The sequence below is a fragment of the Paraburkholderia sp. BR10923 genome, from assembly GCF_040948765.1.
In the GTDB taxonomy this organism is placed as follows: Bacteria; Pseudomonadota; Gammaproteobacteria; order Burkholderiales; family Burkholderiaceae; genus Paraburkholderia; species Paraburkholderia youngii.
Genome location: NZ_JBFPKO010000002.1, coordinates 532,489 through 547,224, shown reverse-complemented (window position 1 = coordinate 547,224; position 14,736 = coordinate 532,489). Strand labels below are relative to the sequence as shown.

General features: G+C 63.6%; 11 protein-coding genes. 5 read left to right on the top strand and 6 right to left on the bottom strand.

Annotated features, from left to right (window positions below):
* Positions 1-110: 110 nt before the first annotated feature.
* From AB3X94_RS05885 to xylA, 4 genes are all read right to left on the bottom strand, one after another.
* Entirely contained in the window at positions 111-1,310 is a 1,200-nt protein-coding gene (locus AB3X94_RS05885; protein WP_176107256.1) for a sugar ABC transporter permease, read from the bottom strand.
* On the bottom strand, positions 1,307-2,866 hold the full coding sequence (gene xylG / locus AB3X94_RS05880; protein ID WP_176107255.1) for a D-xylose ABC transporter ATP-binding protein: 1,560 nt from the start codon (positions 2,864-2,866) through the stop codon (positions 1,307-1,309). The genes AB3X94_RS05885 and xylG overlap by 4 nt, the downstream gene beginning before the upstream one ends.
* A gap of 95 nt (positions 2,867-2,961) precedes the next feature.
* A complete protein-coding gene (xylF, locus tag AB3X94_RS05875; RefSeq protein WP_176107254.1) occupies positions 2,962-3,990 on the bottom strand; it encodes a D-xylose ABC transporter substrate-binding protein in 1,029 nt (342 codons plus the stop codon).
* 129 nt (positions 3,991-4,119) lie between these two features.
* Positions 4,120-5,442, bottom strand: coding sequence for a xylose isomerase (gene xylA, locus AB3X94_RS05870; RefSeq protein WP_368611006.1), 1,323 nt, complete (start codon positions 5,440-5,442; stop codon positions 4,120-4,122).
* Positions 5,443-5,763: 321 nt separating this feature from the next.
* Here xylA and AB3X94_RS05865 point away from each other — a divergent pair, with 321 nt between their 5' ends.
* From AB3X94_RS05865 to AB3X94_RS05845, 5 genes are all read left to right on the top strand, one after another.
* Entirely contained in the window at positions 5,764-6,984 is a 1,221-nt protein-coding gene (locus tag AB3X94_RS05865) for a DNA-binding transcriptional regulator (protein ID WP_176107252.1), read from the top strand.
* Between the two features lie 34 nt (positions 6,985-7,018).
* On the top strand, positions 7,019-8,113 hold the full coding sequence (locus AB3X94_RS05860) for an aldose epimerase family protein (protein ID WP_368611005.1): 1,095 nt from the start codon (positions 7,019-7,021) through the stop codon (positions 8,111-8,113).
* A gap of 191 nt (positions 8,114-8,304) precedes the next feature.
* Complete coding sequence (locus AB3X94_RS05855; RefSeq protein ID WP_368611004.1) at positions 8,305-8,616, top strand: DUF4148 domain-containing protein; 312 nt, start codon at positions 8,305-8,307, stop codon at positions 8,614-8,616.
* Positions 8,617-8,997: 381 nt separating this feature from the next.
* On the top strand, positions 8,998-9,819 hold the full coding sequence (locus AB3X94_RS05850; RefSeq protein WP_368611003.1) for an oxaloacetate decarboxylase: 822 nt from the start codon (positions 8,998-9,000) through the stop codon (positions 9,817-9,819).
* 182 nt (positions 9,820-10,001) lie between these two features.
* Positions 10,002-10,637, top strand: a complete 636-nt coding sequence (locus AB3X94_RS05845; RefSeq protein ID WP_176107248.1) for a helix-turn-helix domain-containing protein — start codon at positions 10,002-10,004, stop codon at positions 10,635-10,637.
* A 25-nt stretch (positions 10,638-10,662) separates the two neighbouring features.
* On the opposite strand, the gene AB3X94_RS05840 is transcribed toward AB3X94_RS05845, so the two are convergent.
* Positions 10,663-13,635, bottom strand: a complete 2,973-nt coding sequence (locus AB3X94_RS05840; protein WP_368611027.1) for an FAD-binding and (Fe-S)-binding domain-containing protein — start codon at positions 13,633-13,635, stop codon at positions 10,663-10,665.
* 63 nt (positions 13,636-13,698) lie between these two features.
* Entirely contained in the window at positions 13,699-14,736 is a 1,038-nt protein-coding gene (locus AB3X94_RS05835) for a DUF1338 domain-containing protein (protein ID WP_368611002.1), read from the bottom strand.

The window sequence follows — 14,736 nt, the reverse complement described above, 5'->3', positions numbered from 1 at the left end:
GGTGTTTCATTAACTGCCGTCGCGCGGGCCGCGGTGTGCGAGCGTGATTAAAACCGCTGGCACACCGCGAACCTTGCGCTTTGATTCAATCAGGCGATCATGCGACCGGATCAACGGCGGTTCGAACCCGAGACCACATCGATCCATACGGCCAGCACGAGGATGCCGCCCTTCACGATCATCTGCCAGTATGCGTCGACGTCGAGCATCGACATGCCGTTGTCGAGGCTCGCCATCACCAGCGCGCCGATCAGCGCGCCGTAGACGGTGCCAGAGCCGCCGCGCATCGACGTGCCGCCGATGAAGCACGCGGCGATCGCATCGAGCTCGCCCATCGAGCCGGCCGACGGCGAACCGGCCGCGAGCCGCGCCGTGTTGACGATGCCGGCGAACGCGCACATCAGCCCCATCAGCGCGAAGATCGCAAGCTTCACGCGGTCGGTGTTGACACCCGAGAGCCGCGTCGCTTCGAGATTCGAGCCGACCGCGTAGATGCGGCGTCCGAACACGGTCTGCGTCGCGATCCACGTGAAGATGCCGAGCAGCGCGAGCAGCAGCAACACCGGCACCGGAATGCCGCCGTAGTTGTCGAGCATCGCGACGAAGCCGGCGAGAATCGCGCCCGCGCCGACCACCTTCGCGACGTCCTGCCAGAACGGCACGACGCGCAACTGATAACGCTGCCGGTTGGCGCGCTGGCGGATCGTCAGGAAGGCCAGCAGCACGAACAGCACGACGGCGAGCGTGTCGCCGGCGAGCCGCGGCAGATAGCCCTGGCCGACGAACACGAAGCTGTCCGACACCGGCGCGATCGTCGAGCCGCCGGTAATACCGAGCAGAATGCCGCGATACGCCAGCATGCCGCCGAGCCCGACGATAAACGACGGCACGCGCCGATACGTCGACCACCAGCCGTTGAACAAGCCGACCACGATGCCGAGCAGCAGCACGACCGGAATGGTCACGCCGATCGGCCAGTGCCGGTTCACGTCGAGAATCGCCGCGACGCCGCCGAGCAAGCCGAGGAGTGAGCCGACAGACAGGTCGATTTCACCGGCGATGATCACGAACACCATGCCGCACGCCAGCATGCCGGTAATCGACATCTGCCGCAGCAGATTCGACAGGTTGCGTGGCGTGACGAACGCACCGTGCGTAAGCGCCGAAAAGAAAATCCAGATCACGGCCACGGCAATCAGCAGCGCGAGAATCTTGTAGCGCGCGAACAGTTGCTGGAGCCGTTGCGAGCCGCCGAATGTGTCTCGCGGCGCGGCGTTGTCGGTGCGTTGGGAAGTTACGTCGGGAGTCATGCGGCACTCGCTGCGGTTGAGTTCGTAGATAGATGCACGGGGCGGATCGCGGCGCCGAGAATGTCTTCCTGCGTGAGACCGTCGTTGACGAAGTCGCCGCGCAACTCGCCTTCGCCGATCACCAGCACGCGGTCGCTGATGCCGAGCACTTCCGGCAATTCGGACGACACCATCACGATCGACATGCCGCGCTGCGCCAGCTGGAAGATCAGCTTGTAGATCTCGTACTTGGCGCCGACATCGACGCCGCGTGTCGGTTCGTCGAGGATCAGCACGGTCGGGTTGGTCAGCAGCATGCGCGTGAGCACGGCCTTCTGCTGATTGCCGCCCGACAGACTTGCAATCGATAGCATCGGATTCGCCGCGCGCACGGAAAGCCGCTTCATTTCCGTATGAATCGTGTCGAGTTCGGCTGCGGAATCGATGCGTCCGCCCGACGCGAAACGCTGCAATACCGCAAGCGTGATGTTATGGCCGACGCTCATGCCCGGCACGATGCCGTGGCGTTTGCGGTCCTCGGGCACCATCGCGATGCCGGCGCGAATCGCGTCGATCGGCGCGCGGATCTTCAGCGGCTTGCCGTCGAGCACGACATGTGCCTCGCTGATGCCCGCATACGCGCCGAAGATCGCCTGCATCAGCTCGGTGCGGCCAGCGCCGACGAGCCCGGCGACGCCGAGAATCTCGCCGCGTCGCAACGAGAACGACACGTCGTCCACGCGCTTGCGGCGCGGATTCGTCACGTCGAAACAGGTGACGTTGCGGGCTTCGAAGATCACGTCGCCGATCGGATGCGGCTCGCGCGGAAACAGATTCTTGATCTCGCGGCCGACCATCAGCGCGATGATCCGCTCGGTCGTCAGCGCGTGCATCGGCTCGGTCGCGACATGGCGGCCGTCGCGAATCACGCTGATCGTGTCGCAGACTGCCGCCACTTCGTCGAGCTTGTGGGAGATGTACACGCAGGCGATGCCGCGCCGTTTCAGATCGCGCACGATGTCGAGCAGAATCGCGATTTCGGAGGCGGTCAGCGACGACGACGGTTCGTCGAGAATCAGCAGCTTCGCGCGCTTGTTCAGCGCCTTCGCGATTTCGATCAGCTGTTGATGGCCGCCGCCGTAGTTCATCACGGGCTGCGCGGCGTTGATGCCGCTGATGCCGAGTTCGCGCAAGAGTTCGTCGGCGCGCTGATACATCGCCGCGTAATTCATGCGGCCGCCCGGCAGCGTGATTTCGTTGCCGAGAAAGATGTTTTCCGCGACCGACAGCTCCGGCACGAGCATCAGTTCCTGGTGGATGATGATGATGCCCGCGCGTTCGGTGTCGCGTACGCTCGCGGCCTTCAGCGTCTCGCCTTCCCAGGTTATTTCGCCATCCCAGGTTCCATGCGGATACACGCCGGACAATACCTTCATCAGCGTCGATTTGCCCGCGCCGTTTTCGCCGCACAGGCCCACGCATTCGCCCGGCGATACGGTCAGATCGATGCCATCGAGCGCCTTCACGCCGGAAAAAGCTTTGACGATGCCGCGCATCGTCAGAAGAGGTTGCGTCATTCGCTATGCCTCGCTGCAAGTTGGGCCGATGTTCGGGCACGCTCCCGGGCGCGATGGCCCGGGAGCGTGGCGTTCACATCACACCCGTCTCAGTGTTATTTGCTCGCGAGTTGCTCTTGCGTGTAGAAGCCGTCCTTCACGACGGTGTCGAGGTTCGCCTTCGTCAGCTTGGTCGGCTGCAGCAGCACCGTATCAACCTTCTTCTTGCCGTTGTCGTACTGCGCGTTGAACGCCGGCTTGTCACCCTTCGCCAGAGCGACCGACAGCTTCGCCGCTTCGCCCGCGATCAGCTTCAGCGGTTTGTAGACGGTCATCGTCTGCGTGCCGGCAGCCACGCGCTTCACAGCCGCGAGGTCGGCATCCTGACCCGAGATAGGTACCTTGCCCGCGAGGCCTTGCGCCGCGAGCGCCTGGATCGCGCCGCCAGCGGTGCCGTCGTTCGACGCGACGACTGCGTCGATCTTGTTGTTGTTCGCGGTCAGTGCGTCTTCCATTATGCGCAGCGCGGTCGATGCGCTCCACTCCGGCACCCACTGCTGGCCGACGACCTTGATGTCACCCTTGTCGATCGCCGGTTGCAGCACCTTCAGCTGACCTTGGCGCAGCATCTTCGCGTTGTTGTCGGTCGGTGCGCCGCCGAGCAGAAAGTAGTTGCCCTTCGGCCGCGCGTCGTAGACGCCCTGCGCCTGCATTTCGCCGACCTTCTCGTTGTCGAACGAGATGTAGGCGTCGATATCGGCGTCGAGGATCAGGCGGTCATACGACACGACCTTGATGCCCGCTTTGCGCGCTTCGGCCACCACGTTGCCGAGCGTCTTCGAGTTGAACGGCACGATCACGATTACGTCGACGCCACGCGAGATCAGGTTTTCGATCTGCGAGATCTGACGCTCTTCGCTCGCATCGGCCGATTGCACGGACACCTTCGCGCCGAGCTTTTCCGCCGCGGCGACGAAATAGTCGCGATCGCGCGACCAGCGCTCGACGCGCAGATCGTCGATGCAGAAGCCGATTTCCGGATGATCCTTGCTGGCGTGCGCGAGCGGCGCGGCGAGCGACAGGCTGGCGAGTACCGCGCCGCACAGCAGCGAGCTCAGTACGTTACGACGCATTGCGAACTTCATTTTTGTCTCCTTCGTTAGTGATCGCCGGAATACCGGACGTATCGGTCTGCGCTGCGAGCCGCAGACTCGGACAAGCGACAACCCACAGCTTGCTGGTGCGCGCGGTCCACGTGGCCGCGCAATCTTTATTCAACGTCCGCTATAAATCGCCTGATTTACGATGTTTTCCATGTGTTCCTGCTGCCCGCTCACATGCCGCGGATTCAGATCGCGCGCCAGCGTGTCCTCCGCGAGCGTCGACAGCGAATACTCGCCGGACAGGATCTTGCCGCCGAATTCGCCATCCCAACCCGCGTAGCGTTGCCGCTTGAACTGTTCGAGGCGCTCGTTTTCGACCAGCACCGCCGCGCGTTCGAGGCCGAGCGCGAGGTTGTCGATCGCGCCGATGTGGCCATAAAACAGGTCTTCGGGATCGACACTCTGGCGCCGCAATTTCGCATCGAAGTTCATGCCGCCGGTCGTGAAGCCGCCGTGGCGCAGAATCTCGTAGAACGCCAGCGTCAGTTCCTCGACGCTGTTGGGGAATTGGTCGGTATCCCAACCGTTTTGCGGATCGCCACGATTCGCATCGATGCTGCCGAAGATGCCGAGCGCAAACGCGGTCGCAATTTCGTGATGGAACGAGTGGCCCGCGAGCGTCGCATGATTGGCCTCGATGTTGACGCGGATCTCCTTGTCGAGACCGTGCTGCAGCAGGAAGCCATGCACGGTTGCGACGTCGTAGTCGTATTGATGCTTGGTCGGCTCCTGCGGCTTCGGCTCGATCAGCAGTGTGCCCTTGAAACCGATCTGGTGCTTGTGCTCGACCACCATGTGCAGGAAGCGCGCGAACTGCTCGCGCTCGCGCACGAGGTCGGTGTTCAGCAGCGTGTCGTAGCCTTCACGTCCGCCCCACAACACGTAGTTCTCACCGCCGAGGCGCAGCGTCGCGTCGAGCGCATGACGCACCTGGGTCGCCGCAAAGGCGAACACCTCCGGATTCGGATTGGTCGCGGCACCGGCCGCGTAACGCGGATGCGAAAACAGATTCGCGGTGCCCCACAGCAATTTGATACCGGTATCCTGCTGCTTGCGCGCAAGGTAGTCGGACACGCGCAGGAAGTTCTCGCTGTATTCCTTGACGCTCGCGCCTTCGGGCGCGACGTCGGTATCGTGGAACGTGTAGTACGGCGTGCCGAGCTTCGAGAAGAATTCGAACGCGGCGTCAGCCTTCTGAAGCGCCCGCTCCATTGCGTCGCCGGGTTGCTGCCACGGCCGCCGGAACGTGCCCTGACCGAAGATATCGACGCCGGGCCAGACGAACGAGTGCCAATAGCACACGGCGATACGCAGATGCTCCTCGAGCGTCTTGCCGAGTACCTTCCTGGTTTTGTCGTAGTGACGGTACGCGAGCGGGTTGTCCGATTGCGGGCCTTCGTAACGAATCTCGGGAATGTGTTCGAAGTAGGACATCGGCGTCTCCAGTTGGCCCGAGTTGCCGCAAGGCGACTACCCGGATCCTATGAAAGGTTTTCTTTGCATTCTTCACCGCGACCCGCGCGGCTTGGCCGTGCAGGCCGACGAGGTGACGCCATGCTGCCGCTTGCACGATGTGCCGGCAATTGCGAAATTTCGCAGCGCGCTTGATGTTTCTTACCGCCGGCGCGTTTGTTTACTGCCGGCGCGCGATTCGACGCCTAGAATAGCCAGACGCTTAAAAACGGAGTTGCCCCAGGCACCCGACACAATGGAGACAAAGGCGCGTGGTCCATCGTCCGCACGCCGCACACCGCCATGACCCGTCCACAAGCACCTCAGACAACCCATCGGATCGCGCTGCTGTTCAACGCGAACAAGGTCTACGATCGCGAGATCATCACCGGGATCGGCAACTACCTGCTGTCGACCCGCGTCGCATGGGATCTCTTCCTCGAAGAGGACTTCCGCTGCCGGCTCGCCGGTATCCAGCGCTTCGACGGCGACGGCATCATCGCGGACTTCGACGATCCCGCCGTCGGCGAAGCCCTGCGCGACTGCCCGCTGCCGGTGGTCGCGGTCGGTTCGTCGTATGAGGATCCGACGCAGTACCCCTCGGATTTACCCTATATCGCGACCGACAACAGCAAGCTCGTGTCGCTCGCGTACACGCATCTGATCGGCGCGGGCCTCGAAAACTTCGCGCTGTACAGCCTGCCGCAGGCGCAGGAAAACCGTTGGGCGCAACAGCGCGAACTCGCCTTCGCGCATCTGCGCAGCGCGGACGGGCACAGCGCGGCGCAGATCGATAGCGAAATCTATCGCGGTCTGTCGACAAGCGCGCCGTCCTGGAACCAGGCGATCGAACAGCTGACCACGTGGCTGCGGCAACTGCCCAAGCCGGTCGGCATCATCGCGGTGACCGACGCGCGTGCACGGCATTTGCTCCAGGCCTGTCTGATCGCGGGCATTCCGGTGCCCGAGGAAGTCGCGATCATCGGCATCGACAACGATCCGCTCACGCGCACGCTGACGCGCATTCCGCTGTCGTCGGTGATTCAGGGCACTGAGGAAATGGGCCGTACCGCCGCGCACATCCTGCATCAGATGCTGCACGGCGCGCGCTTTCCGGGGCGCCGCATTCTGGTGCCGCCGGTCGGCATCAACGTGCTCGAATCGACGCGGCATCAGCCGCTCGCGAGTCCGTACGTGATGCGCGCGCGCCATTTCATCCGCCAGTACGCGTGCCAGGGCATCCGCACCGAGCAGGTGGCCGACTATGTGGGCGTTTCGCGTTCGTCGCTCGAAGAGTATTTCCGGCGCGAGCGGCAATGCACCGTGCATCAGGAGATCCTGCGCCACAAGCTCGACGTCGCGAAGTCGCTGCTGGCGAAACGCGATGCGTCGAGCGCGGAAGTCGCGATTCGTTGCGGCTTCACGTCGCTGCAATACATGTACGCGGTATTTCGCCGCGAACTCGGCTGCACGCCGCGCGAATACCAGGAGCGCGTGGGCCCGAAGACGAAAACCACTGGCTGAGCATGCTTTTCTATTTTTTCTTCGCACTGACCACATGATCAGCATCGCACAACTCTCTTCCGAACCATGGGGCACGCTGCAGGGCGGCGATCGAGTCCGGCTCTATACGCTGCGTAACGCACACGGCATGAAAGTCGCCATCAGCGACCTCGGTGCGACGCTGGTTTCGTGGCACGCGCCGGATCGCGCCGGGCGTCTCGGCGATATTCTGCTCGGCCACGACACGCCCGCCGAATACGTGGCGGCCTCGACCTACATGGGCGGACTGATCGGCCGCTGGGCGAATCGCATTGCGGGCGCGCGCTTTTCGCTCGACGGCATCGAGTACACGCTGGATCGCAACGAAGGTCCGAACCTGCTGCACGGCGGCACAGTCGGTTTTCATCGCGCGTTGTGGGACGTCGCCGAGGACGACGGCGCGTTGCTGATGCGCCTGGAGTCGCCCGAGGGCGACGCCGGTTTTCCGGGCAACGTGACGGTGCAGGTGCGCTATTCGCTCGACGACGACGGCACGCTGACGATCGGCTACGAAGCGATCACCGACGCGCCGACGCCGCTCAATCTGACCAGCCATCCGTACTTCAACCTGACCGGGCGCGCGGGCACCGACATTCGCGGCCACGTGCTGTCGATCGACGCCGAGCGCTTTTTCGAAGTCGACGCGACGATGATTCCGTGCAAGCTCGCCGACGTCGCGGGCAACGCATTCGACTTCCGGCAGAGCGCGCCGATCGGCGGACGGCTCGACTGGCCGCACTCGCAACTCGCGCGCGCTGGCGGCTTCGATCATTGCTACGTGCTGCGCGAGGCGCCGGCAGACGCGATAAACGGCGACGATGGCCACGCGCTGCCGCTGCGCGAAGTTGCCTGCGCATACGATCCAGGCAGTGGACGCGAACTGACCGTCGCGACCGATCAGCGGGGCTTGCAGTTTTACACGGGCAACGCGTTGAACGGCAACCCGGGACGCGGGGGCGTTCGCTATCAACGGCACGCCGGCTTGTGCCTCGAGGCGGGCGGTTTTCCGAACGAGGTCAATATGACGGGCCACGACGAAGTGATCGTGCGCCCCGGCGATACCTACCGCCAGGTCACGACTTACCGCGTCGATGTACGCGAAGGTGTGTGACTGGATTTACGGGCGCTTTTCCGGTGTTTTACGAACACCGCGACGGCCAGATTACAGTTCGCCGACTAGCCGTTCTCTGCAATACTGAATTAGTCGACTAGTGGTTTTCCCGAAGTACGCACCCTTCTAGACTGTTTTTATGGCGCCGGCATCCCTGCGGCGCCGGATACACAACTACGGAGGGAAACATCATGAAATCGCTTATCCAGGCAGTTGCGCTTACCGCCGTGATCGCTGCTGCGCCGGTCGCGTCGTTCGCACAATCGGAACAGCCGGTCACGCGAGCCGAAGTCAAAGCGGAAGTGCAGCAACTCGAACAGAATGGCTATAACCCGGCCCTCTCGCTCGATGCCCAGTATCCCGCGGACATTCAGGCGGCCGAGGCACGTGTCGCCGCGATGAACGGGAACGGACAAGCCAATACCTCGGGTTACGGGTCGCCGATGGGCGGATCGTCGCAATCGGGCCATCATCCGATGGTAGTAAATCCGGACGGTCAATAACGAGTCGCAAACGCGTTGCGAATGTCCGCAGCGAGGAAAGATTCGTGAGTTAGCGGCTTTTCCGTCTTTGCGATTTTCGCCGTTTTGTACCGATATGAAGCGAGCGCATGTTTTCAACGCATGCGCTCGCTTTTTTACTTATATGCGGCGCTAACAACGTGCCGCTAATTCCGACGCCTTCATTTCTGAGCCGACTTGTTCGCTGTCGGCATTTTGAATTAATCGCAACGCCTGAGAAAATCGCCACCAATTTCATCAGCCGCTCTTTCGATACGGACATAGACTTTCCCCTTGTGAATGCCGTTTTGCCCAAGCATCGGTTGACCCGACGTTTTCCCCTCAGCGAGGGAGCCGCGCTCCCTCATTCCCAGGAGACATGCGATGCCCCGCACCGCCGCTGAAAAACGCGCCGCTTTCCGCGCGCTGCACTCGTCTGGCTGTTTCGTGCTGCCCAATCCGTGGGACGTGGGCAGCGCCCGTTATCTGCATACGCTCGGCTTCAAGGCGCTCGCCACTACCAGTTCTGGTTTTGCGTGGTCGACCGGACACGCGGATAACACCTTGCCGCGCGAAACGATCCTCGCCCACCTGCGCGCGATCGTCGATGCGACCGATCTGCCGGTCAATGCCGACTTCGAAAACGGCTTCGGCCGCGATCCGGAAGAAGTGGCCGAGAGCGTGGCGCTCGCGGTGGCAACGGGCGTCGCGGGTCTGTCGATCGAGGACTCGACCGGCAACCCCGCCGCGCCGCTGTTTCCGGTCGACGTCGCGGTGCAGCGGCTCAGCGCCGCGCGCCGTGCGATCGATCAGAACGGCGGCGATACGCTGCTGGTCGGCCGCGCGGAGAATTTCCTCGCCGGCAAGGCCGATCTCGACGATGCCATCGCGCGTCTGAAGGCCTATGCGGCGGCGGGCGCGGACTGCCTGTATGCGCCCGGCATCCAGACGCGCGAGCAGATCGAAGCGGTGGTCGCGGCCGTCGCACCGAAGCCCGTCAATCTGCTGATCGGCTCGACCTCGACGCTGACGTTGCGGGACGCGGCCGCGCTCGGCGTGCGGCGGATCAGCGTCGGCGGCGGGCTCGCGCGCGCGGCGTGGGGTGGCTTCATGCACGCCGCTCAGGCGCTGGCCGATGGCCGCTTCGACTTCACCGGCGCGGTGGCGGGCAAGCAGCTCAATGAGCTTTTCAATCACAACGCGTGAAAAACGCCGTGCACGCAAGTGTTCGCGCGCCGCATCGACGTGATTGGAACGTGGCGGCGTTTCCGATGAGAAAAGCGCGCGAACGCATGAATCGGCGCACAGAGGCACCCGTCAAGCCAAATGTTATGATCGGAAACATTGTTCGCCCCGATCAAGCGCATATCTGACCCGCAGCAAGCCTCATGGACACCCATCTCACCAAATCCGCCGACACCGCGTCCTCCGATCTCGGCCGGCGCGTGCGCGCCGCCCGTCAGGCGCAGGATCTGACGCTCGAAACCGCGAGCCGCCTGTGCGGCGTCTCGCGCTCGACGCTGTCGAAAATCGAAAACGGCCTGATGTCCCCCACTTTCGACGTGCTGCAAAAAATCGTGCTGGGCCTGAAGATCGAAATCGGCGAACTGTTCGGCTCGACGCCGAAAGTCAGCGCGAGCGGCCGGCGCGCGCTGACGCGCAAAAACGAAGGCCAGCGCCACGCGTATCGCGGCTACCAGATGGAGTTGCTTGCCACCGATCTCGCGCACAAGGCGATGCTGCCGTTTCGCATCCGCATCTCCGCGCACACGCTCGACGCCTTCGACGACTGGGGCCGCCACGAAGGCGAGGAGTTTCTCTACGTGATCAGCGGCAGCGTGTGCCTCTATTCGGAGCTGTACGCGCCGACACATCTGAACGCGGGCGACAGCCTCTACTTCGACAGCCGCACGGGTCACGCGGCGGTGTCGACCAGCGAGGAAGACGCCGAAGTATTGTGGATGGCGACCAATGCGGACCTTCCGCATACACCGCCTGCCGCGAACGATTCAGCGAAGAAATAGCGCCCCCTGCACGGCGCGCGCGCACTCAGCGCGCCGCCAGCGCCCGTTGCGCGAGTTGCGCGATATGCAGTGCGTGTCGGCCCGTACCGTGCTCGATCTGCTCGCGACAACTGAAGCCGTTGGTCAGCACGATCGTTTGCGCATTCGCCGCCATCGCGTCGCGCACGGACGGAAATAGCTTGTCCTCGCCGATCTTTTCTGACAACGCGTGATGCTCGACATTGAAGCCGAACGATCCCGCCATCCCGCAGCAGCCGGTATCGAGCAGCTTCCATCTGACGCCGAGCTTGTTCAGCAGCGCCGTATCGCCCTGCATGCCGAATAGCGCCTTCTGATGACAATGGCCATGCACGATCACATCGGCCTCGAGCGTCGGCCACTCGAACGGCTGACGCGCGACGAAATCGGCAAACAGATAGGTTTGCGTGGACAGCTTCTTCGCCAACGCATGATTGGGGAGTTGCTTCAGCAACTCGTCCTTGAACACCGATAGACACCCAGGCTCCAGACCGACCAGCGGCACGCCGGCAGCGATGTCGTCCGCGAGATCGTCGACGATATGCGTGAGCAGTTCGCGCGCGCGTTCGAGCAGACCAAAGTCGTACAGCGGACGTCCGCAGCACAAACGCTTCTTCGGCAGGACGACGCGCCAGCCCAGTTGCGTCAGCACATCAGCTGCGGCCCGCGCGATCTCGGGCGTGAAGTGGTCGTTGAACGTGTCCACCCACAGGATCACTTTCTTTGCGTCGCCGCCGCGCGCATCAAGCGCGGATGCTTGCGACGATGCGCTCCGTCTATAAGTCGTAGCGGCAAAGCGCGGCAACGCACGGGTCTGCGCCACGCCCGCCATCCATTTGCCGAGCGCGGACAAACCGGGCGCCGTCGTCAGAAAGTTGGTCACGCGTGGAAAACGCGCGGCCCACGGCGCCCATTCGCCGATCCGCCCCATGAACAGCGCCTGACGCGGCCGACGATTGTTTTGATAGTAGTGAGAAAGGAACTCCGCCTTGTACGACGCCATGTCCGTATGCGTCGGGCAATCGGACTTGCAGCCCTTGCATGCGAGGCAGGTATCGAGCGCTTCTTTCACTTCGCGGCTGTTCCAGCCATCGGCGATCACGTCGCCTTGCAGCATTTCCCAGAACAGATGCGCGCGCCCGCGCGTCGAGTACATTTCTTCGCGCGTGCCGCGATAACTCGGACACATCGTGCCGCCTTCGAGCGAGCGGCATTTGCCCATGCCGATGCAGCGTTCGATCGCACGCTGAAAGCCGTCGCCTTCCTGGCTCGCGAACGCGAGCTTCGTATGCAGCGTCACCGGCTTGTACGCGGGACCCGTGCGCAGGTTTTCGTCGGCGCGGTATGCATGCACGACCTTGCCCGGATTCAAACGATTCGCCGGGTCCCAGATCGCCTTGAACTGCTCCATCGCCTGCATCAGTTCGGGGCCGTACATGATCGGCAGAAACTCGGCCTTCGCCTGGCCATCGCCGTGTTCGCCCGACAGCGAGCCGCCGAATTCGACCACCAGTTCCGCCGCTTCGCGCAAGAACCCGCGCCACGTCGCGATACCTTCCGCGCTGCGCAGATCGAACGTGATGCGCGCGTGCACGCAGCCGTCGCCGAAATGGCCGTACAGGCTCGTCTCGTAGCCATAGCGATCGACGAGCGCCTGAAACGCGCGCAGATAATCGCCGAGCCGCAGCGGATCGACCGCGGCATCTTCCCAGCCGACCACCGGATCGGGCTTGTCGCGATCCACCGATAACGCGACCGCCGACGCGCCGGTCTCGCGAATCGACCACACCTTCGCCTGCAATGCGCGATCTTCGACGAGCACCGTCGAGAGTTCCGGCCCCGCCGCGCCCGACTGAAAATACGCGGCGGCGTCGCGTGCCTGTTGCAGTGCTTCATGCTGCGTATCCGCGCCGAATTCGAGCACGACCCATGCATCGCCTTCGGGCAGCAGTGTGATCTCATCCTTCTTCAGCCCGCGCGCCTGCAGGCCGCGAATGATCGCGCGGTCGAGTCCCTCGACTGCGATCGGCCCGCAGCGCATGAAATGCGGCACGGCGTCCGCCGCCGTATAGATGTCGGGGAAGCCGACCACGACGATCACGCGCCTCGCCGGACTCTTCACGAGTCTCACTTTCGCCTGCAACGTGACCGCGCAAGTGCCTTCGCTGCCAACCAGCGCACGCGCGACGTTGAAGCCGTTTTCCGGCAGCAGTTGATCGAGATTGAAGCCCGACACGCGCCGCTTGATCTTCGGGAATTTCGCGCGAATCCGTTCCGCGTACGTGTCGCGCAGTTGCTTGAGCGCCGCGTAGATTTCGCCTTGACGACCACCCGCCGCGATGATGCGTTCGAGTTCTTCTTCGGAGGTCGGGCCGACCCAGAAACGCGCGCCGTCGAAGGTCGCGATTTCGAGCGCCTCGATGTTCTCGACGGTCTTGCCGGCCATCACCGAATGCGCGCCGCACGAGTTGTTCGCGATCATGCCGCCTAGCGTGCAGCGGCTATGCGTGGCGGGATCGGGCGCGAACGTGAGGCCGTGCTGTTCGGCGGCATCGCGCAACGAGTCGCACACGACGCCCGGCTCGACGACCGCGACGCCCGCGAGCGGATCGATCGAAACGACGCGGTTCAGATACTTGCTCGCATCGGCGACGACCGCGACGTTTACGCACTGGCCGTTCTGCGAGGTGCCGCCGCCGCGCGGGAGAAACGGCACGTCGTTGCGACGGCATGCGGCGAGTGCCGCGAGCAGATCGTCGATATCGGCCGGTACCACCACACCGAGCGGGACTTGCCGATAGTTCGACGCATCCGACGCGTACAGTGCTTTGGAACCCTGATCGAAGCGCACTTCGCCGCGCACATGCTGGCGCAGATCGCTTTCGAGCGCCTGCAATACCGCGGCGCTGCCCGCGAAAGGCCTGGCGACACGCGGTTCATTCGAAGCGCCGCGCTCGTCGACCCGGCGCTCTTCATCCAATGACAATGACGTCCCCACTGCGCTCCTCGTCTGCGATGCCGGCGCTTGCGCCGTCGTATGCGCTCAGGCCGCCTGGCTTGCGGTCATCCGGAAGATGCCCTGTGCGTTGCCCGCGTCGAAACGCAGGTCCGTTTCCCAGCGGCGCGCGTCCTGATCGAAACTGCGCTTGCGCGTGATGAATTCGTAGAACGAGCCCGGCACATCGCGCGTGACGACGCTGCCGTCGGCCGCGCGAAATTCGCGTTGCACGAGATCCGCGCGATACGCGGTCTGGAACACGCGCCCGGAACGCGAATGCTCGACGTCCGGCTTCATTGGCCGACCCTTCGCCTTCTGTTCGTCCGACAGCTTGAACACATCCGCGACGCGATCGGTCGCGTGATTGAACGCGTTACCTTCGGTCGCGATCCACGCCATCTCCGCCGACTCCTTCAACAATACTTCGTAGTCGGCTTCGCGTGGCATCTCGTGCTGACGCGCGAACGCACCGACTATTACTCGTAGCAACTCTTGCGCCGCATCGATCGGCAGCACGCCGTCGCGTTCGAGTTCCCACAACAGGCCACTAGCGCGCGGCGTCAACGGATCGCGCGATGCACCGATCACATTCGTCACCGCCTGCTGGAACGCCGCGGAAAAACGCTCCGGGTGCAGTTCGCTGACGAAGAACTGCGCGATCTCGTCGGGCGCGTCGTCATGCGCCCATGCGCGGCCGGTCATGCCGAGCCGATCGAGCGGATAACGGCCGTTGATCCGAAAGCCGAGCGGCCGCAGGATGCGCGCGAACGCGGCCTCGCCGGGCGGCAGCGCGCCGCTGTGCGGCCAGCGCACGGTGCGCAGCGCGCCATGATCGAAGTACACGCTGCCGCCGGCGGCGACGGTTTCCTCCGTATAGCGGCGGCCGTTTTCCGAGCGCGCGAGCAGGTCGTCGAACAGCGCCATGTTCATCGCCTGTGCGAGTTCGGCACGCGTGACGCTGCCGCTTTCCCACTCGTTCAACACATGCGGATGATTCAGCGTCGCAAACAGGCGCGCGGTCTTCCCCCCGCCCAGCAGCTTCACCAGCAGTTGTTCGACGTTCGCATTCTTCAGGTTTCGCAT